Annotated in this window: 16 protein-coding genes and 1 tRNA gene; 5 read left to right on the forward strand and 12 right to left on the reverse strand. The window is 45.3% G+C overall.

What is annotated here, in order from left to right; genetic code table 11:
- Positions 1 to 5 precede the first annotated feature (5 nt).
- Together GXO74_11805 and GXO74_11810 are read left to right on the forward strand one after the other, a co-directional pair.
- Entirely contained in the window at positions 6 to 6,494 is a 6,489-nt protein-coding gene (locus GXO74_11805; protein ID NOZ62352.1) for a PAS domain S-box protein, read from the forward strand.
- Between the two features lie 167 nt (positions 6,495 to 6,661).
- Positions 6,662 to 8,893 carry a T9SS type A sorting domain-containing protein gene (locus GXO74_11810; GenBank protein NOZ62353.1) on the forward strand — a complete coding sequence of 744 codons (2,232 nt, stop codon included), beginning with the start codon at positions 6,662 to 6,664 and terminating at the stop codon, positions 8,891 to 8,893.
- Positions 8,894 to 8,897: 4 nt separating this feature from the next.
- Here GXO74_11810 and GXO74_11815 read toward each other — a convergent pair whose 3' ends face one another.
- From GXO74_11815 to GXO74_11870, 12 genes are all read right to left on the reverse strand, one after another.
- Positions 8,898 to 9,677, reverse strand: coding sequence for a PhzF family phenazine biosynthesis protein (locus GXO74_11815; protein NOZ62354.1), 780 nt, complete (start codon positions 9,675 to 9,677; stop codon positions 8,898 to 8,900).
- A 13-nt stretch (positions 9,678 to 9,690) separates the two neighbouring features.
- On the reverse strand, positions 9,691 to 10,407 hold the full coding sequence (locus tag GXO74_11820; protein NOZ62355.1) for an alanyl-tRNA editing protein: 717 nt from the start codon (positions 10,405 to 10,407) through the stop codon (positions 9,691 to 9,693).
- A 74-nt stretch (positions 10,408 to 10,481) separates the two neighbouring features.
- Positions 10,482 to 11,621, reverse strand: a complete 1,140-nt coding sequence (locus GXO74_11825) for a hypothetical protein (GenBank protein NOZ62356.1) — start codon at positions 11,619 to 11,621, stop codon at positions 10,482 to 10,484.
- 67 nt (positions 11,622 to 11,688) lie between these two features.
- The gene (locus tag GXO74_11830) at positions 11,689 to 12,051 is read right to left on the reverse strand and encodes a hypothetical protein (protein NOZ62357.1); all 363 of its coding nucleotides are present in this window, start codon (positions 12,049 to 12,051) and stop codon (positions 11,689 to 11,691) included.
- Between the two features lie 114 nt (positions 12,052 to 12,165).
- Complete coding sequence (locus tag GXO74_11835; protein NOZ62358.1) at positions 12,166 to 13,200, reverse strand: tetratricopeptide repeat protein; 1,035 nt, start codon at positions 13,198 to 13,200, stop codon at positions 12,166 to 12,168.
- A gap of 48 nt (positions 13,201 to 13,248) precedes the next feature.
- Positions 13,249 to 13,331 (reverse strand) — tRNA-Leu (locus GXO74_11840).
- Between the two features lie 18 nt (positions 13,332 to 13,349).
- Positions 13,350 to 13,733 carry a preprotein translocase subunit SecG gene (gene secG / locus GXO74_11845; GenBank protein NOZ62359.1) on the reverse strand — a complete coding sequence of 128 codons (384 nt, stop codon included), beginning with the start codon at positions 13,731 to 13,733 and terminating at the stop codon, positions 13,350 to 13,352.
- Between the two features lie 14 nt (positions 13,734 to 13,747).
- Complete coding sequence (locus GXO74_11850; GenBank protein NOZ62360.1) at positions 13,748 to 14,518, reverse strand: triose-phosphate isomerase; 771 nt, start codon at positions 14,516 to 14,518, stop codon at positions 13,748 to 13,750.
- 41 nt (positions 14,519 to 14,559) lie between these two features.
- Positions 14,560 to 15,558: a type I glyceraldehyde-3-phosphate dehydrogenase gene (gene gap / locus GXO74_11855; GenBank protein NOZ62361.1), complete on the reverse strand. Its 999-nt coding sequence runs from the start codon at positions 15,556 to 15,558 to the stop codon at positions 14,560 to 14,562.
- 27 nt (positions 15,559 to 15,585) lie between these two features.
- Entirely contained in the window at positions 15,586 to 16,506 is a 921-nt protein-coding gene (gene fba / locus GXO74_11860) for a class II fructose-1,6-bisphosphate aldolase (GenBank protein NOZ62362.1), read from the reverse strand.
- A gap of 408 nt (positions 16,507 to 16,914) precedes the next feature.
- Positions 16,915 to 17,508 (reverse strand): ComF family protein, encoded by a 594-nt coding sequence (locus GXO74_11865; protein NOZ62363.1) that lies wholly within the window; start codon positions 17,506 to 17,508, stop codon positions 16,915 to 16,917.
- A 194-nt stretch (positions 17,509 to 17,702) separates the two neighbouring features.
- The gene (locus GXO74_11870) at positions 17,703 to 18,983 is read right to left on the reverse strand and encodes a hypothetical protein (protein NOZ62364.1); all 1,281 of its coding nucleotides are present in this window, start codon (positions 18,981 to 18,983) and stop codon (positions 17,703 to 17,705) included.
- Between the two features lie 285 nt (positions 18,984 to 19,268).
- Between GXO74_11870 and rpmB the strand changes: the two genes are divergently transcribed.
- The 3 genes from rpmB to GXO74_11885 all read left to right on the forward strand — a co-directional run.
- A complete protein-coding gene (rpmB, locus tag GXO74_11875; protein NOZ62365.1) occupies positions 19,269 to 19,460 on the forward strand; it encodes a 50S ribosomal protein L28 in 192 nt (63 codons plus the stop codon).
- 137 nt (positions 19,461 to 19,597) lie between these two features.
- Positions 19,598 to 21,070 carry a hypothetical protein gene (locus GXO74_11880; GenBank protein ID NOZ62366.1) on the forward strand — a complete coding sequence of 491 codons (1,473 nt, stop codon included), beginning with the start codon at positions 19,598 to 19,600 and terminating at the stop codon, positions 21,068 to 21,070.
- Between the two features lie 21 nt (positions 21,071 to 21,091).
- Positions 21,092 to 21,549 (forward strand): hypothetical protein (locus GXO74_11885; protein NOZ62367.1); only part of this gene is annotated, 458 nt, incomplete at its 3' end.

A 21,549-nucleotide genomic window follows, 5' to 3' on the forward strand; every position in this document is an offset into this window, starting at 1 on the left:
GAAAAATGGAAAATTTATTCAAGGCATTGTTTGAGAAATCAAAAGATGCAATTTTCGTTGCCGATGAGGAAGGTAAAATTTTAAAAACTAACCCTCAGGCGAAAGCCCAATTCGGTAGCAACGGAAAATTAATTGGGGGAAAGTTTTTATCGCTATTTGCCTCCTCGGATTTTGAAGAGTTAGAGGATAATTTTAAACAAATTAAAGAAAATGGCGAGCTTGTTTTTGATAGCGCGATGCGCAAAGCCGATGGAAATGTCATCCCGGTGGAAGTTAGTTCTCAACTGATAGACGTGAAAAAACGGATTTATCAATATGTAGTTCGCGATATTTCTTTGCGGAAAGAGAAAGAAAAAGCTTTGTTGGAAAATCAGCGCACCTTAAAACGAATACTGGAAAATGTCCAGACCGGCATTTTGATCGTTGACGCTTCCAGCAGTCGAATCGTTGATGTGAATCGGAATGCAATCCAATTGATTGGCGCTCCCAAGGATCGAATCATTGGGGAAGTGTGCCACCATTTTGTCAACATAAATAATGTCGCGATGAAAAAATTTGGCATGCAGATCGACCGCCAGGAAACAGAGCTGATAACGGCGAACGGCGAAAGCATCCCGATATTGCTGACAATTACGCAGATCCAATTAAATGGGCGGAAACATTTTGTCGAGAGTCTTGTCGATATTCGGCTTTTGAAAGAACAGGCAACGCAGATCAAACAGCAATCTGAAGAACTGAATCAAATTTTCAATACAGCCGCCGATGCGATGCGGGTCATTGACTTGAATTTCCGAACCTTACGCATCAATCAGACATTTGAAAAGAACATGCATGTGAAAGCCGAAAAAGTTATTGGCAAAAAATGTTATGACACGATGAAACATGACGGCTGTCATACGCAAAATTGTTCGCTGAAAAAATTGTTATCAGGTGAAACAGAGCGCGTCGATCGTGAAGTCGAGATCAGGCGGCTTGACGGGTCCTCTTTTTGGGCAATTCTGACGGCTGTTCCGTTCAAGGATCATGAGGGAAAAATAAGAGGTATCGTCCAAAATTACAAAGATATCACGGAGCGCAAGCAAGCCGAGGAACAACTGCGCATCAATGAGAAAAAATTGAGAGATATTTTTGACAATATTCAGGATGTGTATTATCGGACTGATGCGGACGGAATTATTTTAGAGATTAGTCCTTCAATAACGCGCTACACCGGAGAGGTCGACGGAGAAATCATCGGGAAACGCGTAACTGATTTCTATCTTGATCGCCGGGAACGAGTGAGATTTCTAAAAGCCCTAAAGGCTGAAGGGCGCGTAGCGGATTTTGTCGTCCAGCTTAAAAACGAAGAAGGCAAAATTGTACACGTTTCAGTAAATGCCCGTCTTTTGAAGGAAAAAAATGGGCAAGTAATTGGCATTGAAGGATTTTTGCGCGATATCACCCAGCGAGTGGAAGTTCTGAAGCGTATCGAACAGGAAAAAAATCGCACTCAGCAGTACCTGGATGTCGCGGCGGTGATCATGCTGGTTCTTGACAAGCAAGGCAGCGTCAAAATGATTAATAAACGCGGTTGTGAAGTGCTGGGGTATTCGGAAAAAGAAATATTAAATAAGACTTGGTTCGATCATTTCGTGCCAGACTACTTGTCAAAAAGAACGAAAGAAATTTTCTACGAGATTCTCAATGGTGAAAATGAATTTTACAGGTATTCCGAAGGTAAAGTCGTCACTCGCAGCGGCGAGATTCGTATTGTCGGATGGCATAATACGGTAATTCGTGATGAAAATGGAGAAATAGCCGGGATTCTCAGCTCTGGGGAAGATATTACCGAAAAACAAAAAGCGCTTGTTGCCCTGAGAGAGAGCGAAAACAAATTTAAATCGATTGCCAATGCTGCTCAGGACGCAATTTTAATGATGGACCTTGAGGGAAAAATAAGTTTTTGGAACGAAGCGGCGACCAGAATTTTTGGTTATCAGCCTGAAGAAGCCCTCGGGAAGGAATTGCATAAATTAGTAGTTCCACCCCAATATTATGAAAACTATCGCCAAGGATTTAAAAAATATCGCAAAACCAGGGAGGGTGATGCATTTGGTAAACTGCTCGAGTTGACAGCGTTCAAAAAAGACGGGACAGAATTCCCTGTTGAATTGACTCTTTCAAATGCGGAAATTGACAACGAGAGACATACCGTTGGGATCATTCGTGATATTTCTGATCGAAAAGTAGCCGAAGACGCGCTGCGTGAAAGCGAAAAACGATACAGAACGATTTTCAATAACACCGGGACAGCGATGCTTCTGGTTGATGAGGATAAAACCATTCTCTTTGCAAACAACGAATTTGCGAAATTCGCCGGCCTGCCCCTGGCAGAAATAATCGAACACAAGAAGTTCACAGATTTTATTCTTCCGGAAGACCGACCGCGCATGGAAGAATATCATCGCCAGCGAAGGCAAAAAAGCGGATCAGCGCCGCGAAATTACGGGTTTTCATTCGTTTCGGCGACCGGAGAGATCAGGGATATGTATTTGACAGTAGAATTATTGCCCGGGACAAAGACCGCCGTCGCCTCTTTGATTGATATTACCGAGCGTAAGCGCGCGGAAAAACTACTGCAGAAAAATGAAGCGTTAATGCGTTCAACACTGGAATCGACGGCTGACGGAATTTTGGTTGTCGATAAATATGGTGAAGTAAAAAATTATAACAAACGTTTTGTCAAATTATGGCGAATTCCTCAAGAACAATTGGACAGCAATGATGACAAAGTGTTGCTTGAATATGTTATGAGTCAGGTAAAAAATAGCGATGAATTTTTGAAGAAAGTGCAAAAGCTTTATCAGTCAAAAGAAACTTCGCTGGATTTAATTGAATTCAAAGACGGGCGGGTTCTTGAGCGATATTCCTGTCCCTTAATCCAGGGCGATGAAGTTGAAGGGCGCGTGTGGAGTTTCCGCGACATCACTGAGACGAAGCGCGCCGAGCAAGTGATCAGAGAATCCGAAGCAAAGTACAGAGCGTTGTACGACAATGCCGTGGATCCGATCATAATATTTGACAAAAAGACGCACCAAATACTTGATTGCAACGAGACGGCGGTTCAAGTTTATGGTTATTCAAAAGAAGAGTTCTTGAGAATGACGCCACATCAACTGCACCCGCTGGAGGAATATGATATTGTTGAAAAAAATATTCAAACGAATACTACGGAGTCTTACTATCACCATGTGACAAAAGACGGCAGGATCATGCAAGTTGAGATTCATACCGGACCTGTAATTTACGGCGATCGAGAAGCCTGGTTGAGTCTGGTGCGCGATATTTCTGATAGAAAGAAAGCCGAAGATGCCCAACGCGAAAGCGAACAACGTTATCGGGCGGTTGTGGAAACGTCGTTGAATGGAATCTGTATGGCGGATGCGGATGAAAATCTTGTCTTTGTTAATGACGCATTTGCAGAGATGCTGGGATATGAGCCGGATGAACTCATTGGCATGAATTTTTCGGAATTCACCGATCCGGAAGAATTTGAACGTATGCGCGAGCAAACAGAACATCGCAAGCAGGGAAAATCCAGTATTTATGAGACTGTGCTGATTGATCGAGACGGAAACCCGGAATATGTACTTGTTTCGGCTTCGCCGCTGTACGACAAAGAAGGCACATTCAATGGTACTATGGGAGTGTTTACCGATATTACCGATAGAAAAATGGCTCTGGAAGCGCTGCGCGAAAGCGAAGAGCGTTACCGCGCGGTTGTCGAAACAACTTCTTCGGGTATCGGCATCGCCGATAAAAATGAAACGCTCACTTTTGTGAATCCGGGATTAGCTCAGATACTCGGCTACGAGCCTGATGAAGTCGTGGGTAAAAGTCTGGCGGATATCACTTTCCCTGCTGAGTATAAGAAGTTCACAAAAGAAACTCGACAACGTAAAAAGGGCGAGCATTCATCCTATGAAACAGTACTGAAACGTAGCGATGGTTCACCGGTCAATGTTTGGGTGAACGCATCGCCCCTTTTTGACGCTGACGGCAATTTTGAAAGCACGCTGGCGATCGTTACGGACATCACCGAGCGCAAAAAGATGGAAGAGGCAATCGCCTACGAGCGAAATTTATTGCATCTTTTGATGGACAATGTGCCTGATGCAATTTATTTCAAAGACGCCGAGGGAAAATTTCTGCGCGTCAATCAGGCTCAGGCGCGCAATTTGGGGATTGACGACCCTGCCGAAGCGATCGGCAAACATGACCGGGATTTTTTCTCGGAAGAGCATGTGGCAAAAGCGGCTGAAGATGAGCGAAAAATCCTGAGAACAGGAAAGCTGCTAATCAACCGCATTGAACAGGTGAAGCGCCCTGACGGCTGGAAAATGTGGGTTTCTGCGACAAAAGTGCCGCTCCACGACGCTGAAGGAAAAATAACGGGTATCATTGGTATCTCCCGCGATGTGTCAGAAATAATTAAAATTCAAGAGGAACTGAAAATCAAAAATATGGAATTGGATAAAGCGCTGGTGAAAGCCGAAGCTGCCACGCAAGCCAAATCTGCGTTCCTCGCGAATATGAGCCATGAAATCAGAACGCCGTTGAACGCGGTCATTGGCATGACTGGCCTGTTATTAGACACGCCTCTCACCGACGAACAATTGGAATTTGTAGAAACGATTCGCAGCGGCGGCGAGGCGCTATTAGGCGTGATTAATGATATTTTAGATTTTTCGAAAATAGAAGCCGGAAAAATTGATCTGGAATATATTCCGTTTGATTTACGAGAATGCGTTGAAGATTGCCTTGATCTGCAGGCAAGCAAAGCGCTGAACAAGGGAATTGATTTGGCATATTTCATCGAACCGGAAACGCCAACGCACATCGTAGGCGACATTACTCGATTACGGCAGATATTGACAAATTTATTGGGGAATGCAGTAAAATTCACCGAGAAAGGCGGCGTCGTGGTTTCCGTGTCCGCTGAAAAATTGCCCGGCGAAAAAAATCGCTGCAAATTTTTATTTAAAGTGAAAGATTCAGGCATCGGAATCCCCAAAGATCGCATGGACAGGCTTTTTAGGTCATTTTCTCAGATCGATACATCGACAACGCGGAAATACGGCGGAACAGGTCTGGGGCTCGTGATCAGCAAGAGATTGACGGAGATGATGGGCGGAAAAATGTGGGTCGAGAGCGAAGTCGGCGTTGGTACGACGTTTTCCTTTGTCATCAAGGCTGAAATAAAACATGAAAAATTGAGAAGAGAAAAACGTGAAGTCGTTCTGGACGTGCTGCATAACAAAACCATTCTTATCGTGGATGACAACGATACCAATCGTAAAATCTTGCATTTGCAGACAAAATCATGGGGTATGAAACCGACATCGGCGGAAACGCCAATAAAAGCGCTCGAATGGATTAAGCAAGGGGAAAAGTTTGACTGCGCCATCGTCGATATGCAAATGCCTGAGATGGATGGGCTCCGCCTGTCGCGGGAAATTAGAAAATATCTGGATGCGAAGCAATTGCCAATTATCATGTTGACGTCGCTCGGCAAAAAACCAGACAAAGAACTCCTTGATCAAATTAATTTTGTCAGCTTCATGACAAAACCAATTAAGCAGTCACAGTTGTTCAATATTTTGCAGGAAATATTTATCGGGAAACCCGTTTCTGTCAAAAAGAAAAAAGATAGCAGCCGCACATTTGACAGAAAGATGGCGCAAAAATTTCCGCTGCGGATTTTATTGACTGAAGATAATCTGGTGAATCAGAAAGTCGCGCTGCGGATTTTAGATCGCATGGGTTACCGGGCAGATGTGGCGGGAAACGGAAAAGAAGCTATCGAATCATTGGAAAGACAGCAATATGACGTGATATTGATGGATGTGCAGATGCCGGAAATGGATGGTTTAGAGGCATCGCGCATCATTAATGAGCGTTGGACTGATTCCCGTCCAAAAATTATCGCCATGACAGCCGGCGCCTTGAAAAGCGACCGCGATAAATGTTTTGAAGCTGGCATGGATGACTATGTCACCAAGCCGATTAATGTCAATGAACTGGAAGGGGCGTTAAAAAGAGTCAGGGTTCCTGAAAAAACAAAACTACGCGCCACACGAAAAAAAGCGCGAAAAGGAGAAAGTACGGAAGAACAAAGAGAAGTGATTGTGCAATCAGCGCTTGATGAATTGAAAAGTTTTGACGAGGATGGCGCTTTCCTGAAGGAAATGATTCAAATTTATCTGGAAGAAACGCCGAAGCTGTTGGCTCAATTGACGGAATCCATGAAACTGAAAAAAAAGGAAGAATTCACTCGCGCGGCGCACACTTTAAAATCTTCGAGCGCAAATCTGGGCGCGATGGCGCTTTCGGAAATGAATAAGAAGTTGGAAAAGAAAGGCAGAGAAGGCGACATCGACGGCGTGAGCGAAGAAGTGGAAGAAGTCAAAGCGGAATTTGCTCGCGTGAAAGCGGCGCTGGAGAAATTTTTGTGATGCTATGATCAAAATAGGTTGGTGACAGCAAGCCCGGTCTCTGAACGAGATCGGGCTTTTTTATGCAAATTTGCTTGCATTATTGGCATCGCTTTGTTATTTTGTAAATAATTGACTTCCAATTTGCTGTTTTGAAATTCATTGCTCAGTTGGGGAGAAACTGATTCATGAAAAAAAATAAGCTAACCTTGATTGTTATTCTAATGTTTGTTGCCGTCCCGGTGATAATTTTTTCCGCCGAAATAAATAATTTGAGCGTGACTTCTGCTGGTATGCTTGTTTCTGCCGATGCAAAATTTGATTTGCGGGCGCAATCGCCAAACCGACTTTTTGCTTGCAAATATCGCGTGTCCGAAGTTTCTGATGAAATCCGTACGCTGCGGGATTTTCAGTTTTTTCGCGGTGAAGAGCAATTGTATTCGCTACGACAGGCTCCTGGCTCTGACGTGGAAATTTCTAATCAGGGCTACGCCGTATTTTTTGATCACCGCTGTCATTTTCGCCAGGAATTGACTTTACATTTTTATTCGAAACAGGGGATGGAATTGTTTTCAAAAAAAATCGTTGGCGGTAGTCTGTTCGGTTTTTCGCCGCGCGGATATCAGTATGGTGTCGGAAATGGAAAAGAGTTCTGGTTGATCGATCTCACTGACGGTGAAATAAAAAAATTTCCCGCCGCGGATCAATTTGCCATTTCGAAGGATGACAGAATCCTGGCGTTGGCTTATCGCGAGAGAATAACAATTTACGAGAATAACAAATTGCAGCGGCAAATTGAGCACGGTCTGGGCTATGTGCGCAAGATGGCGATGAGTTCGGCGGGGAAGTCAGTAGCGGCAGTCGGGAAGAAACAACTTCGTGTTTTTTCGTTGGATTCGGGCGAATTGATTTTCAGCAAATCAGCGGATATTGGGAAATCATTTTGCGATTTGAAAATTCTGGATGAAAAAATTATTGTGGGAGTCCAAACGCGCGGAAGCGGGAGCTCTCGCGGCGAAATGCAAATTTACGATTTGCAGGGGCAACGGTTGGAAACTATTCCCGGTCAGAAACGCGAGTTTCCCATTTTTGAAAGCGGTAAAAAGGCAAACAAAACGCAGGAAGCGAGCGGCGATTCGATTCCCTGGATGTTCTTCCCGTTTGACAGTATGCGCACTGCCTGGAATTATTACGAGCAACACATGGGTTGGGGAAATTTTTCCGACTCTTATTTGCATCAGGGACTGGACATCATCGTCCCCATCGCGGAGCCAGTCTATGCTGTGGAAGGCGGTATTGTAAAATGCGTGCTCACGCTGGGCGGATTTCACTACTGGCGCGTGGCAATCGCAAAAGAGCAGTCGGCAGGTTGGAGCAATGGCTGGCTTTACGCGCATCTGATTTACGAAACGATCAATGTCGCTGTCGGAGATACAATTAAACAACACGACTACATCGGTGATATCGTGGACTGGACAGACACTTGGGGGCACATCCATTTTGTGCAAATCAGCGATTCGGGCGAAGTCTGGCGCTACGACGATAATGAGTGGGGCATAAATTTCAATCCGCTTCAGGTGCTGCGTCCGATCCCGGATACGACCGCTCCTGAGATCGAGAATGTTTTTACCGAGTCAAAATTTGCGTTTCCTGCAAATAATGCTGATTATTATCTGAACCCGGATTCACTTTACGGCGATGTGGATATTGTGGCTAAAATTACCGACAAAATCGGCGATTCTCCCTGGGATCAGCCGGCGTACGAGACATTTTATTGGATCAAAAAATTGCCGGAGGGTCAAATAGTTGTGCCCAAAACACTGGGTCAGCGCTTGAACCACAAATTTGATTTTTATGCCTCAGGCAAATACACCCCTTACGCGCCGTTGATTTACAAGCGCGACGAGCAACTTTTGCCGCCGTCTTGGATGAGCGAGCGCCGAAATTTTTATTGCGTTCTTACCAATAACAACGGCGACGAATTTTTGGATCTTACCGAAGAAAATTTAGCATTGCACACCGCTGATTTCGTTGACGGGCAATATCGTATTTTTGTGGAAGCGCGGGACATCAATGGCAATTCCTCAATTGATAGCATGGAGGTCAAATTTAAAAATGGTGTTTCGGCAGTCGAGGAGAAGATGTTCGCACACCCCGCGCGATTCCGGCTGGAGCAAAACTATCCCAATCCGTTCAATCCGACGACTGCGATTTCTTTCTCTCTCCCGCAAGCGGAAAAGGTGGCTGTGTCAGTTTTCGATATCCAAGGCAGACATGTCAGGGAAATGAAGTTGGGCAAAATCAGTGCCGGAGAGCACCAAATAATTTTTGACGGCAGCGGTCTTCCGGCGGGAATCTATTTTTACCGACTGAAAGCCACCAATTCCTCGGAGACGCGGAAGATGGCAATCGTGCGGTGAGCTGTCAGAAAAAAATTTCCCCTTCCAGATATTTCACAGCTCTGCCGGAGATTTTTACGCGCTCGCCATGGAATTCACAGAATAACTCTCCGCCGCGCTCGCTGATTTGATGCGCGCGGAGTTTTGTTTTCCCTAATTTTTTCGCCCAGTAAGGAATGAGCGTGCTGTGCGCCGATCCGGTCACCGGATCTTCGGGCACGCCAACTTTGGGCGCGAAAAATCGAGAGACAAAATCCACATTCTCGCCGGGAGCCGTGACGATCACGCCCAGGGCGTCCAAATTCATCAGTAGACCCATTTTGGGAGATAAGCGACGAATAGCCTTTTCGTTCTCGAAAAGTACTAAAAAGTCTCGCGATTTCAAAATTTCTACGGGCTTCCCTTCCAGCGCGCGCAGCAAATCATCGGGAGCCGAGCAAGGGACGGGCTCTCGACTGGGAAAATTCATTAGCAGAAGTGAATCTTTTTTTTTCACAGACAGGGTTCCGCTTTTCGTGCGGAAAGTGACTTTTTCTTTCTTCAATTTCAAAATGTCAAAAATGACAAAGGCCGTCGCCAGCGTCGCGTGGCCGCAGAGATCGACTTCAGCTTTTGGTGTGAACCAGCGAAGATGGTAATTCTCGCCGTCGGGCATGAAAAATGCGGTTTCGGACAAATTATTTTCCCGGGCAATGGCAAGCAGAGTCCTGTCGTCGAGCCATTCGGTCAGCGGGCAAACAGCAGCCGGATTTCCGGCAAAAACTTGATTTGCGAAAGCGTCAATTTGGTAGAGTTTCAGATTCATCTTTGCCTCGAAATTAATCTTCCACTTCAATGTAAATTCGTTTGTTGATGCTGCCTTTGCTTTTGTAATCCACGATGCGCACCGTGCCAATTTCAGCGATGTCCGCCACGTGGGTGCCGCCGTCAGCCTGCAAATCCAGCCCAACGATTTCCACTGTACGCACTTCTTTGATGTGCTCGGGCAGCAAATTAATCTTAGTACGAATCAGGTCGGGAATTTTGAACGCTTCCTCTCGGGGCAGAATTTTCACACGTACTTCTCTGCTTTGCTGAATCTCAAAGTTAACTTTGTCTTCGATCTCGCTGACTAATTCTTTTTGTAGCGACGCAAACTCAAAATCCATTCTGCCTTTGAGCGGTTCCATGTTGCCGCCGGTAACTTGCGCGTGATAATCGCGCCACACAACGCCGCACAAAACGTGTAACGCCGAATGGGTGCGCATCAGTTTGTAGCGTCTGTCCCAGTCTAATTTTCCTGCGACTACCGTTCCTGCAGCGGGCAACTCGCCATCCAAGAAATGGTAAATTTTTCCGCCGATGGATTTGACTTTCGTGACGGGAACGGATTTACCGGCAAATTCAAGCCGGCCGGTATCGTTTGGCTGACCGCCACCGCCGGGGTAAAAGGCCGTTTTGTTCAAAATAACAGCGTTTTGCTCGGTGTCTGTTTCGGTAATTTTTGCGTCGAATTCTTTGACGTAGCTATTTGTTTGGTAAACTAACTCAGTCATTTTTATTCTCCAAAACTATTTTCCTAAAGTGTGCGGCACCTAAAAGGTGTCGTAACTTTACGACTTTTCCCAATTTAATCTTCCAACTTCCCAAATTCAAAATGCAGCAATGCATGTTTGTATTCCAGATAATATTGAAAATTATCCCAGGACACATCCGGCGGCACGAGATGGTCCACGCTGGGAATGTAGCCGCCTTCTTCGATGAGCGGAATCAGTTCCCGAAGATGGGCGCGAATCGCGGCGGGTCCTTGAGTCAGAACGCGCTTGTCCACGCCGCCCCAGAGGCGCAGCGATTTGCCGAATTGTTTCCGAATCTCCACCGGATTAAAATCTGCCGCCCGCTCCACAGGCCACAGCACGTCAACTCCGGCGTCCAGCAGCAGAGGAATGAGTTGCGTGGGATTGCCGTCCGTATCCACGGCAAAATAACGCACGCCGTGTGATTTGAAAAACTCCACCATGCGTTTGAGATGCGGGAAAATGAATTCTTTGAAAGTATTCGGGCTCAAAAGCGGGCCGTTTTTCATGGACATGTCTTCGTTGAGCGTGAAATATTCCACGTTGATTTTTTCCAGTACGGGTCTGCTGGTCTCGATGATAAAATCCGCGAAAAATTCCATCATCTCGTGTAGGAGCTCAGGGTAATCGTACCATGCGAGCGAAAGATTTTCTGTGCCCATGAATTCTCGTGCCCGCCAATAAAAACCATTGGCGGCACAATTCTCGCCAAGAATGAGGGGATAATCTCGTTTTTGCCAGCGTGCAATTTTCTCGTCAAGATCGTCCGGGTATCGCTCGGGAATCGCCGCCACCAGTCGTCGTTTGATGTCAGCAAAATCCTCTGGCTTTTCTATCGGAAATTTCAAAAATTGATCCATGCTCATACGAAAACCGTCAACTTCGCCCTCTTTGAGACGTTTGGTGACAATACCATATTTGTCCTGAACAATGTCGTAGTCCGCTGTGCTTTCCAGAATTTTTTTTTCAAATGGCGGAATGAAGCCGTAATCCACGGGAATGTAATCTCTTTTATCCAGCCCGATGGCTTCTTCCTCGTAGAGCCAGTCCGTCCATTTAAATTTTTTCAACGGTTCGGGATTTTCTTTTAACCAACGTTGTTTGGTTTGCGCCCAGACGCCAACTTCGTGGTTGGGTCTTCTTTCAGCGGGTTCGTAATCCATGCACTTCAAAAAGATTTCGAGATCAGTCATAATTCTGAATTCCTTATTCTAAATAATCTTTTTTGTCCAATTCCATGTCCTGTTGTCCAATGTGAGTCTACCGTTGATCTCGTCTGTCAAGCATAAATTCCACAATTGGTGGCGCCAAAAAAAACAGTAGCCATGTTAAATAGGCAAGTCCTCCCATGAAACCGCGCACCCACTCTGTGTTTTTTTCAAATAAATTCATGAGAAATTTGTCTGTATTTAAGAAATAGTAAATTGATGCAATGTGCGTGCGAATCGTGATGTGGAATTTTATGTTCGCCCATAAGTGAACTAGTATTATCGCCCAGCGGACGAGCCTGGCAAAATTTTCACGATAGTAATTGAGACCAGCCCATGAGAGAAAGAAAAAAATATCCGAAATGAAGATATTTTTCGTAATCAGATGGTAAAGTTTTTCAAGCATCTCTTTCATGGCAGTTTGAAGTTTGATATGAGTAAGTAGCAAAATGATTTGAAGACTTTAAAAATACAAAAAAAGCCCTTACACTGAATTCAGGCAAGGGCTTCTGAATTAATAAATAAAGCGTTATTTACCCTGTTTGCGCTTGATCATGTCAATCTGATATTGCGCCGATTTTCTCCAGTTGCGGCTTTTAGCGGCGATTCGATAAAATTTAACCGCTTCGCCGAAATTGCCAATTTTTTCAAGAGCCCAACCGGCTTCAAAGGCAGCAGGCGCATAGTTTCTCTTGTACTTTAGACAGCTTTTGGCGGCTTGCAGCGCTTCTTTGTGGCGTCCCAATTTGTTAAACAAAGAAGCCATGCGATAATAGGCTTCGTAGTAATTGGATTTGATCTCGGCTGCTTTTTTAAACGAGGCTATTGCTTCATCGGTTTTGCCGATTTTGTCAAGAGCGACGCCCATGGCATTGTAAGCGCGATAATTTTTCGGGCTGATTTCTGTGACCCGGGCAAAGGCGTCCGCTGCTTTCTGGTATTCTTTGCGTTTGTTATAAATAAATCCCAGTTCGTAATAATTTTTTGACGAAGAAGAATCCGCGTCAATCGCTTGAAGGCACGCGGTCAATGCCTCGTCGAACCGATCCATATTGCGATATAATTTTGCCAGTGCTAACCAGGCGTGGGAATAAAGCGGGTTGGTTTCGACGGCCTTATTATAGGCGGCCAAAGCCTCATTGTAGCGCCGCAATTTTACCAATGCCACTCCTTTTCCGTAATATGCTTGCACATATTCCGGATCATATTTGATGGCTTTATCATAGGCGACAAGGGCTTTTCCGGCATCGCCTTGTTTCAGAAAAGCGTTCCCGTTGTTGTAGGCCTGTTTAGCAATATTTTTTTGCTTTTTGACATCCGCCTGGGACATAAGTTTTTCGCGCAATGATTTTATCTCTGCATTCAGCTTATCAAATTCCACTTTCAAATCATCGTATTGGGCTTTGCTGATGCCCTCCTGATTCATTTGATCGCGAATTTGTTTCGCTTTTGCGACTTTTTGGTCGTACTGTCGCTGGAGTTGTGGGTCCTGAGCTTGCAGAGATAAAACAATCATCAGAGAGAAGAGAAAACTGACCAGCGCACAGAAAAATTTTTTCTGCATGGAAAAAATCTCCTTGTTTATTCGTACTACGTGGTTTACTAATAATTGTGCCGAAGGCGGGATTCGAACCCGCACACCCGGTGGGCACTACCCCCTCAAGATAGCGTGTCTGCCAATTCCACCACTTCGGCAGCCAGGTTCAAAATAGCTTATTTTCCTGTATCCTGTTTCACCGGCGGCTGCATTGGCAAAGTTGCGTTTGCCGGATTTTGATTAGTCACTGTCGGTAAAATCGCTGCCGGAGACGAAGCGCGTTGACGCTCCATTTCCTCGGCGACAACGTTCTGATCCACGGGTTTGCCTTTATCCATGTAGCTCACTAACAAGGCTAATCCTAAAAAGACGGCTGCGAGTACAGTTGTCGCTTTTTGTAAGAAAGATGCGGCGCCGCGGCCTCCGAAAACCGTTCCCATGCCACCGCCCCCGCCGCCGAACACACCGGCCATTCCGCCGCCTTTACTGGATTGCAACAAAATGACGATCATGAGCAGCACTGATACAATAAAATGAATAACAATTAAAAAAGTTTCCATCTTTACCTCGAAAATTAATTTCCCATATTCTCCGCGATCTCGATCATCTGAACAAAAGAATCAACTTTGAGACTGGCGCCACCAATTAAACCGCCGTCGATATTGTTTTGTTTCAAAAGAGATTCGATATTGTTCGGTTTCGCGCTACCGCCGTACAAAATAGCTACGTTTTCCGCCGTATTTTCATCAAAAATCGATTTGATCAATTGCCGAATAAATGCATGCACTTCTTCTGCCTGCTCCGGAGTCGCTGTCATTCCGGTGCCGATTGCCCAGACTGGCTCATAAGCGATAAGTATTCGCTCCATCTGCGACGCGTTCAGCCCGGCTAACCCGTTTTTGATTTGAGTCGAAACGACATCCTGCATTTTGCCGGATTTCCGTTGTTCCAGGGTCTCGCCGACGCAGACGATGGGAGTCAGACAGCAGGTCTGCAAGACGCGTTTGATTTTTTTGTTCACGGTATCATCGGTTTCGCCGAAATATTGGCGCCGTTCAGAATGACCGATGATCACATACTGGCAGCCAGCGCTTTCGATCATTTCTGCGGAAACTTCGCCGGTATAGGCTCCGGAAATTTCCCAATGAACATTCTGCGCGCCCACATTTGCTTTGCTCTCCTGCAGAATATCAGCGACCGGAGACAATGAAATAAAACTGGGGCAAACTATTATTTCGGTTTTATCGAATGACAGAATCTTATCTTTCAACTCACGTGCAAAGGCAACCGCTTCTGTTTTTGTCTTGTTCATCTTCCAGTTGCCGGCAATATATATTTTTCGCATTCCAGCGCTCAATCTATTTTTATTAAATGATTTTCAGTGATTTAAAACATTTTTGCCAACAAATCTACGACGCGATTGGAATAGCCCCACTCATTGTCGTACCAGGAGATAACTTTCACCATGTTGCCGCCCATGACAAGAGTCGATTGCGCGTCGAAAATGCTGGAATGACGATTGCCAATTATATCGACAGAAACCAGCGGTTCCTCGCTGTATTCTAATAAACCATTTAGCTCGCCTTCCGCCGCCGTTTTCATGGCAGCATTGATTTCTTCTACCGTGGCTGAAGTTTTGAGCTCTGCGACCAGATCTACTACTGAACCGTCCGCCGTGGGAACGCGCATGGACATGCCGTTCAATTTTCCGTCCAGTTCAGGAATGACCTTGCCTACGGCTTTTGCCGCACCGGTTGTCGTCGGAATGATGGACATGCCGGCGGCGCGGGCGCGACGCAGGTCTTTGTGCGGCAAATCCAAAATTCTTTGGTCATTTGTGTAAGCGTGCACCGTTGTCATTAAGCCGCGCACTATGCCAAATTTGTCGTTGAGAACTTTGACTATGGGGGCCAGACAATTTGTGGTGCACGATGCATTGGAAACAATCTGGTGTTCGTCTTTTAAATGACTATCGTTAACGCCGAGCACAATTGTGGCGTCAATTTCGTCTTTTGCCGGAACAGTCAAAACAACTTTTTTGGCGCCAGCTTGCAAATGTCTGGCAACTTCATCGCGTTTGCGGAAAACGCCGGTGGACTCGACAACCGCTTCCACGCCGATTTCTTTCCAGGGAAGCTCCGCCGGATTCCTGATTGCAGAAACTTTGATGGTTTTGCCGTTCACGATTATCGCATCGTCTGTGGCTTTCACTTCGCCATTAAATTTTCCATGAACAGAGTCATATTTCAACAAATGCGCTAATGTTTTTGCGTCGGTAATATCGTTGATGTGGACAACTTCAAATTTTTCTCTTGTTAATAATTCACGAAAGACTAATCGTCCGATTCGACCAAATCCATTAATTCCAACTTTGACTGCCATAATTCATCTCCTTCTAAACTCTCATTAAAGTCACGCTTTATTTGCACTTCCTAGTATTTTAATTTTGTTTTTCACGATTTCTTTGATATAAGAACGTCCGGCGCCAACGATTTTGCGCGGATCAAAAATTTCTGGTTTTTCCGTCAAAATCTCGCGTACGCCCGCCGTGAACGCCAGTCGCAAATCTGTGTCGATATTCACTTTGGTAATTCCCAGCGAGATCGCTTTTTTGATATCTTCCGCAGGAACGCCTTTGGCGGCGCCTAAATTCGCACCGTATTTATTCGCTTTTTCCAGCACTTCCGGGATGACGCTGGAAGCGCCGTGCAAAACGAGCGGCACATTCACTCGATCGCGAATTTCTTTCAACCGATCAAATGCTAGTTTTGCTTCTCCCTTAAACTTGTAAGCGCCATGCGAAGTTCCGATGGCAATAGCTAATGTGTCGCATTCGGTCTCTTTAATAAATCGTACTGCTTCATCAGGGTTCGTCAACCGCGCGTCTTTTTCATCGACAGAAATGTTATCTTCAATCCCGCCCAGTCGTCCCAATTCCGCCTCGACAGAAATTCCGACGGCATGGCAAATTTTGACAATTTCTCGGGTAAGGGCAACATTTTCGTCAAATGGCGCGTGAGAACCGTCGATCATAATTGACGTCCAGCCGTTTCGAACACAGCCAACAATTAAGTCATAATCCGTGCCGTGATCCAAGTGCAGACTCACGGGAATTTTTGCTTTTTGAGCCATGATACGCACAATAGAAGAAAGCACGTCGATGCCGCTGTATTTTATCGCGCTGGTGGAAGTGGCGACAATCACCGGCGCATTCATTTCTTCGTGAGCTTCGATAATCGCTTGCGTAATTTCAATGTTGCTGGTATTAAAAGCGCCTATCGCGTATTTTCCTTTTTGTGCCGCTGCCTGAATTTCTTTGTTCGTTACTAACATTTCGCACTCCTGTTCAAAAATTCATCTCATTACTTCACGTCGTTCGTTCCATCGCTACAAATTTTAATGATGGTTCGCGGACAATAAAAATTGACGTATATTATAAGAAAAAAAACGGTAAATGTCAAGAAAATTCTCTGAGGAGTTAGCAGTGCGCATTGCGGGAAAAGAATAATAATGCGAATGATCAGTTACCATAAAACCTAAAACCCTAATTCACTGATTTTAAAAGGCTAACGCCTAAATTTCCTTTTGGCACCGGAATTAAGTCGTAAGATTTTTATTATTTTTCTTCAATGCTCTGAGCGAAAATTTTCAACTTGTCGTTCATATTAATATTTTCAAAAATAAAAATAATAACTTTGGGCGCAAAATAAATCCGCTCGCTTTCGGATGAAATTGAAAAAATCAGGCTTTGGCAACGGTGAAGACGTAAATTGCTTCTGGCGCCAATTTCCGTAATTCCTTGGCGCAGGCATTCATCGTCGCACCCGTCGTCAACACATCGTCGATGAGAATGATCGTTTTTCCGGACAACGGCTCCGATGATCGAACACAAAAAGCGCCGCTGACATTTTTGACTCTTTCCTTTGGTCCCAGTTCAGTCTGCGTCTGCGTGTAACGAATGCGCTGCAATATCGAATTGTCAAACGGGATTGCAGTTTTTTCGCGAATAAATCGGCAGATCATTTCGGATTGGTTGTAACCTCGCTCGCGCTGGCGTGTTTTGTGCAACGGCACTGGAATGAGAAGCGAGTTCGCCGGACTAAAATTGAGCTGACGTAATTTTACGGACATGAAACGGGCGATCGGCTTTGCCAACCGCCAATATTCGCTGTATTTGAAATAATGAATGAGATTTTGCACGTTCTCGTCAAATGCCCAGAGTGAAAACGCGTTGTCAAAACCGATGTCTGACTGCAGAGAATTTTTCACGCATTCCGTGATGACCTCGCCCGTTCCTGCGGCCGGAAACTGCTGAAGACAATGCTCGCAAACCAATTCGTCCGTTTCAATGCAATTTCGGCACATCAAGCAGAAACGTGGCAGCAAAAAATCAAGAATTGGGCGAAAGAGATAGGCTGTTTTGGGCTTGACAGACATGACACGAGAAAAAAATTTATTTTGTCCGAATCATAATCCATTCAAAAAGACGCCCGGTGATTGACCATCCCGGGCGCCTGTGGAAGATAATTTTACAAACCAAAATTGTAGGCAAACGCCACTCGCGGAGAGAATCGCTCCTGAACTTTGTACTTGCCCTGAACTTCGTCAAATTGGAATGTGTAATAATAATCGAGAAACATGATCAAGTATGGTTTGATTTTGTAGCCGATACCGACTCTGGCGATGGAGCGATCGTTCAGCGTGAAAATATCTTTCCCTTTTTCAATTCCCATTTTGTCGTACGTCGCTTGAATGGCAATCATGGGAACATTTTCTTTAGTCTCCGCAGCTAAATGAAGCGCGCCGCTGTTGGGAGTGTCGTCCAGCCGCTGATAATTTCCGACCAGACGAATGGTATTCAAGATGTGTCCCGCGAGTTCGCCGAACACGCCCTTGGTTTCTTCCTGAACCAGCGCCAGGGATTGGCTCTTGCGATATCCTGTGCCTGGCTGAAAACGCTGTACTTCGTAAAAGGCATCAAAATAGGATGGCACAAATTCCTTGCCTAACATTCTTCGTTCCAATCGGGCAGTGACTTCCGCGATGCCCGGAAAAATGTGCCAATCGGCGGCAATGCCGAAAGCTGTTCCGGAACCGAAAGTATCCAATTTCGCCCAGTCGAAATAGGTGTAGGTTTTGAACATTTCAAAATTGATCAGCGGCAATTCGACATCGAAACCGAAGGCATTGAAACTGTCATCCGAACTGCGGGATTTGTCAGGATCGGTATCAGAGATGAAAGTGGCGCCGAATGTTAAATTTTTGATTATCGGAATGTCGATCACAGGGCGCAATGGTCGCACAAATGCCCTGCCGCCGATAATTTCCAACCTGCCTAAATTGCTTGTCACAGATTCAAAGCCGTAAGTTCCGAAGTCAATATCCAGCGCCAGCCCAATTTTTCGCTCATCGTAGCTGGCGGCATTGGTGTAATAATTCATGAGAAAACCGTGACCTAACCGAGCCGCGTCGAGGGTGCCGATTTTTGTGTAAAAATTGTCGCCCTTCCTGCCGTAGCGCAGATAGCGAATCAACCGCAGCCAGTCGTAATCTTCATCCCAGTCAGCAGCGCGAATGGCGCCATTTTGTGTGTTGTACAGCAAATTGATATTCAACCCGACGCCGAATTTTCCCAACGCGATGTCCGGAGCGAGATTGATAGTGATGTACGATTGATCGTCAATCACCGTCATTCCGAACGCGCCGTAGAAACTTCCGCTATTTTCCTCGGGGTAAAATGTTTGTCCTACAACTGTCTGATTTGCGAAAATAATAAAGAGGGTCACCAAAAGGATAGAAATTCTTTTCATGAGGAGTTCCTTTCTGATAATTTTTTCGGAAAGAATTTAGGAAAATATAGAAATAATCAATTAAAAAGTCAAGCAGTATTTTTGCTAACGCCTGCCTGGAAATATTTTGAAAAAATATCAGAAAAGGTACCGCAAAGCACCCGCAATTTTTAAATTTTAAAAATTGAAAATACGTTAAATTCCTAATTTTTTTTCTTGCATTTTAAAATAAAATTCCGTATAATTGCGTTTGTGCAAATTACAATCGGTAATATTTATTGATTTGAGATATTGTAAGGAGAAGTTATGGCGAAGCAATGTGACATTTGTGGAAAGAAGCCACAGGTCGGAAATCATGTGAGTCATGCCCACAATTTGAACAAGCGCCGGTTCAATCCGAATATACATAAAATGAAAATTATGGATAACGGAACCGTGAGGCACGCTAATGTCTGCACGCGCTGTTTGCGCTCGGGCAGAGTGACGAAAGTTGTGTAATTTTTTGGACGGGCTTCGGAGTGAATGTGGAAATGAAAAAAGTACCAATTGTTTGGTACTTTTTTTATGACCAAAAATTATTTGTCCCGCTAAAAAACGGTTTTCCCCTCATCTGATTTTTAAGGGAGGCAATTGTTATGAGCCGAATACGTCTTTTTTTCATCCTTCTTCTGTTAACTTCAATCTTCTTCAGTTGCGCGCCTTACAAAATGAAAGCCATTCGCGCTAATCGGGATCACCGCTACGATCTGGCGATTGAGTACAGTTTGACTCATTTAAAATCACATCCGCACGATGAAGGCGTACTGAAAATTTTGAATCAGTCCGCCCGCGGTTACTTTAAGCAGAGTCAGCAGAAAATCCGCCATTACGAAAAAATGAACGACTGGATGCGCGTGGTTCGGGTCTCGGAACGCGCTTTTCGTGTGCTGTCTCAGGTGGCGCAAATTTACGACACGGAATTTCCCACCAAGCAGGATTTGGATTATTTACAATCAAAGCGCGACCAGTCAAAATTTAACCAGGCAGATGAATTGTACGCCAACGCGGTGAAAAAATTCAATAGTGGTGACGAGGAAGCAGCGCTGGAAATTTTTCAAAAATGTCAATCGCTAATCCCGCATTTCAAAGATTCGGATCAGTTCGTCGAGCGCATCAATAAGAATCTCGCGGAAAAAGCCTACCGTAAAGGCGCGCAATTGGCGAGTGCCGGACGATTGCAAGATGCGTTGCAGCAATTTGAACGTACGGCAGAACTGGTGCCCGATTTCCTCGACGCGACACAGCGCATCGAGGATTTGAAACGCCGGCTGGCGCTGCAATATTTTGACAAAGCAAAAGGACTTTTTGACGCCGGCAACTACAAAGCGGCGCTGGAACACGCGGAGAAGTCGTTGTCTTTTCGGCCTGATTTTCCGCAGGCTGCAGATCTCTCCCGGCAGAGCAGGAATAAACTCACTGTACGGCTGGCGATTTTGCCTTTCACTGCTGCGAAATTAGACGCGAAATTTGCCCGAACAGCGACGGACGCTTTGATTGCGGAAGTTTTCCGGAAAAAAGGACAATTTGTCGAATTGGTTGATCGCGAGAATTTGCAGCGCATTTTGGAAGAGCAGGCTTTGTCGCAGACGGGCGTCATTGACGAGGAAAAGGCAGTGGAAGTCGGCAAATTGAGCGGCGTAAACACGATCGCTGTGGGGAGCGTGACCCTGCTCAGCAACAAAGTCACGGCGCCCAAAAGAAGAACGCTCACCGGCTATTACGAGCAAAAGTACCGCGACAAAAAAGGCGTGCAGCGCAAACGCAAGGTTCCTTTCAATTACACGCAATTCGAGAAGCGCCGTGAAGTGGCGGTGCAATTGAGCTACCGTTTGATCAATGTGGAGACCGGCGAAATCATTTTCAGCGACAGCCGGACGCAAAGAGCGAAAGATTCGGCTGAGTGGATTTCCAGCCCGGGAAAATTTGTCAGATATCTTTCCGGCTCGCAAAAGAGAAAAATAAAAGCGCCGCACACACCTGCCACGGCGGACGTGTTGATTCAAAAAGCGATTTCTTCGCTTGCCGATGGGGCGGTGAATCAAATTGTCAAAAAAATTGCTCCTTTTTGAAATTAAACGCGAGGACAATTCATGCGATCAAAAATAGCTATCAGTTTATTCATTTCTTTGTTCTTTTTCTTGCAAATAACTTCGGCGTCGGCTGTGGAATATCCGATTTATTCGCTTGGCGTTCACGGCGGCTATGCCAAAAGCGGCATTGCCAATGGCTTCGGAGGCAGAGCTTTTTTTCGCTATTCGCTGGAGGCGTACATCCCCGGATTCCAGATTGACGTGAGTTACAACCAAAATTTTTACCAGTTGTTGCAAGACAGCGTCCGCATGTGGCCTGGTGCCCCCACAGATTCTACGACCGAAAAAATCATGTATCAGACCAGCTTGCGAAATATTTTCCCGGCAATTTCCGGTTCATTTCATTTTAAATTGAGCAGCGGCATGTATCTTTACGCTGGCGGCGGGGGACAATTCCATTTTCTGTCCGTGAAGAGAAAAGAGAAGGAACGCTACTGGGATGACATCGGTGAAAAATA

It is taken from the genome of Calditrichota bacterium (assembly GCA_013152715.1).
Taxonomy (GTDB): Bacteria; Zhuqueibacterota; Zhuqueibacteria; order Thermofontimicrobiales; family Thermofontimicrobiaceae; genus 4484-87.

Bases quoted from the DNA above. Each gene is read 5' to 3' on its own strand.
- secG (NOZ62359.1), bottom strand. From the start codon at position 13,733: ATGGAAACTTTTTTAATTGTTATTCATTTTATTGTATCAGTGCTGCTC.
- GXO74_11815 (NOZ62354.1), bottom strand. From the start codon at position 9,677: ATGAATCTGAAACTCTACCAAATTGACGCTTTCGCAAATCAAGTTTTT.
- GXO74_11830 (NOZ62357.1), bottom strand. From the start codon at position 12,051: ATGAAAGAGATGCTTGAAAAACTTTACCATCTGATTACGAAAAATATC.
- GXO74_11880 (NOZ62366.1), top strand. From the start codon at position 19,598: ATGAGCCGAATACGTCTTTTTTTCATCCTTCTTCTGTTAACTTCAATC.
- GXO74_11820 (NOZ62355.1), bottom strand. From the start codon at position 10,407: ATGACTGAGTTAGTTTACCAAACAAATAGCTACGTCAAAGAATTCGAC.
- GXO74_11850 (NOZ62360.1), bottom strand. From the start codon at position 14,518: ATGCGAAAAATATATATTGCCGGCAACTGGAAGATGAACAAGACAAAA.
- GXO74_11825 (NOZ62356.1), bottom strand. From the start codon at position 11,621: ATGACTGATCTCGAAATCTTTTTGAAGTGCATGGATTACGAACCCGCT.
- GXO74_11835 (NOZ62358.1), bottom strand. From the start codon at position 13,200: ATGCAGAAAAAATTTTTCTGTGCGCTGGTCAGTTTTCTCTTCTCTCTG.
- rpmB (NOZ62365.1), top strand. From the start codon at position 19,269: ATGGCGAAGCAATGTGACATTTGTGGAAAGAAGCCACAGGTCGGAAAT.
- GXO74_11805 (NOZ62352.1), top strand. From the start codon at position 6: ATGGAAAATTTATTCAAGGCATTGTTTGAGAAATCAAAAGATGCAATT.
- GXO74_11810 (NOZ62353.1), top strand. From the start codon at position 6,662: ATGAAAAAAAATAAGCTAACCTTGATTGTTATTCTAATGTTTGTTGCC.
- fba (NOZ62362.1), bottom strand. From the start codon at position 16,506: ATGTTAGTAACGAACAAAGAAATTCAGGCAGCGGCACAAAAAGGAAAA.
- GXO74_11870 (NOZ62364.1), bottom strand. From the start codon at position 18,983: ATGAAAAGAATTTCTATCCTTTTGGTGACCCTCTTTATTATTTTCGCA.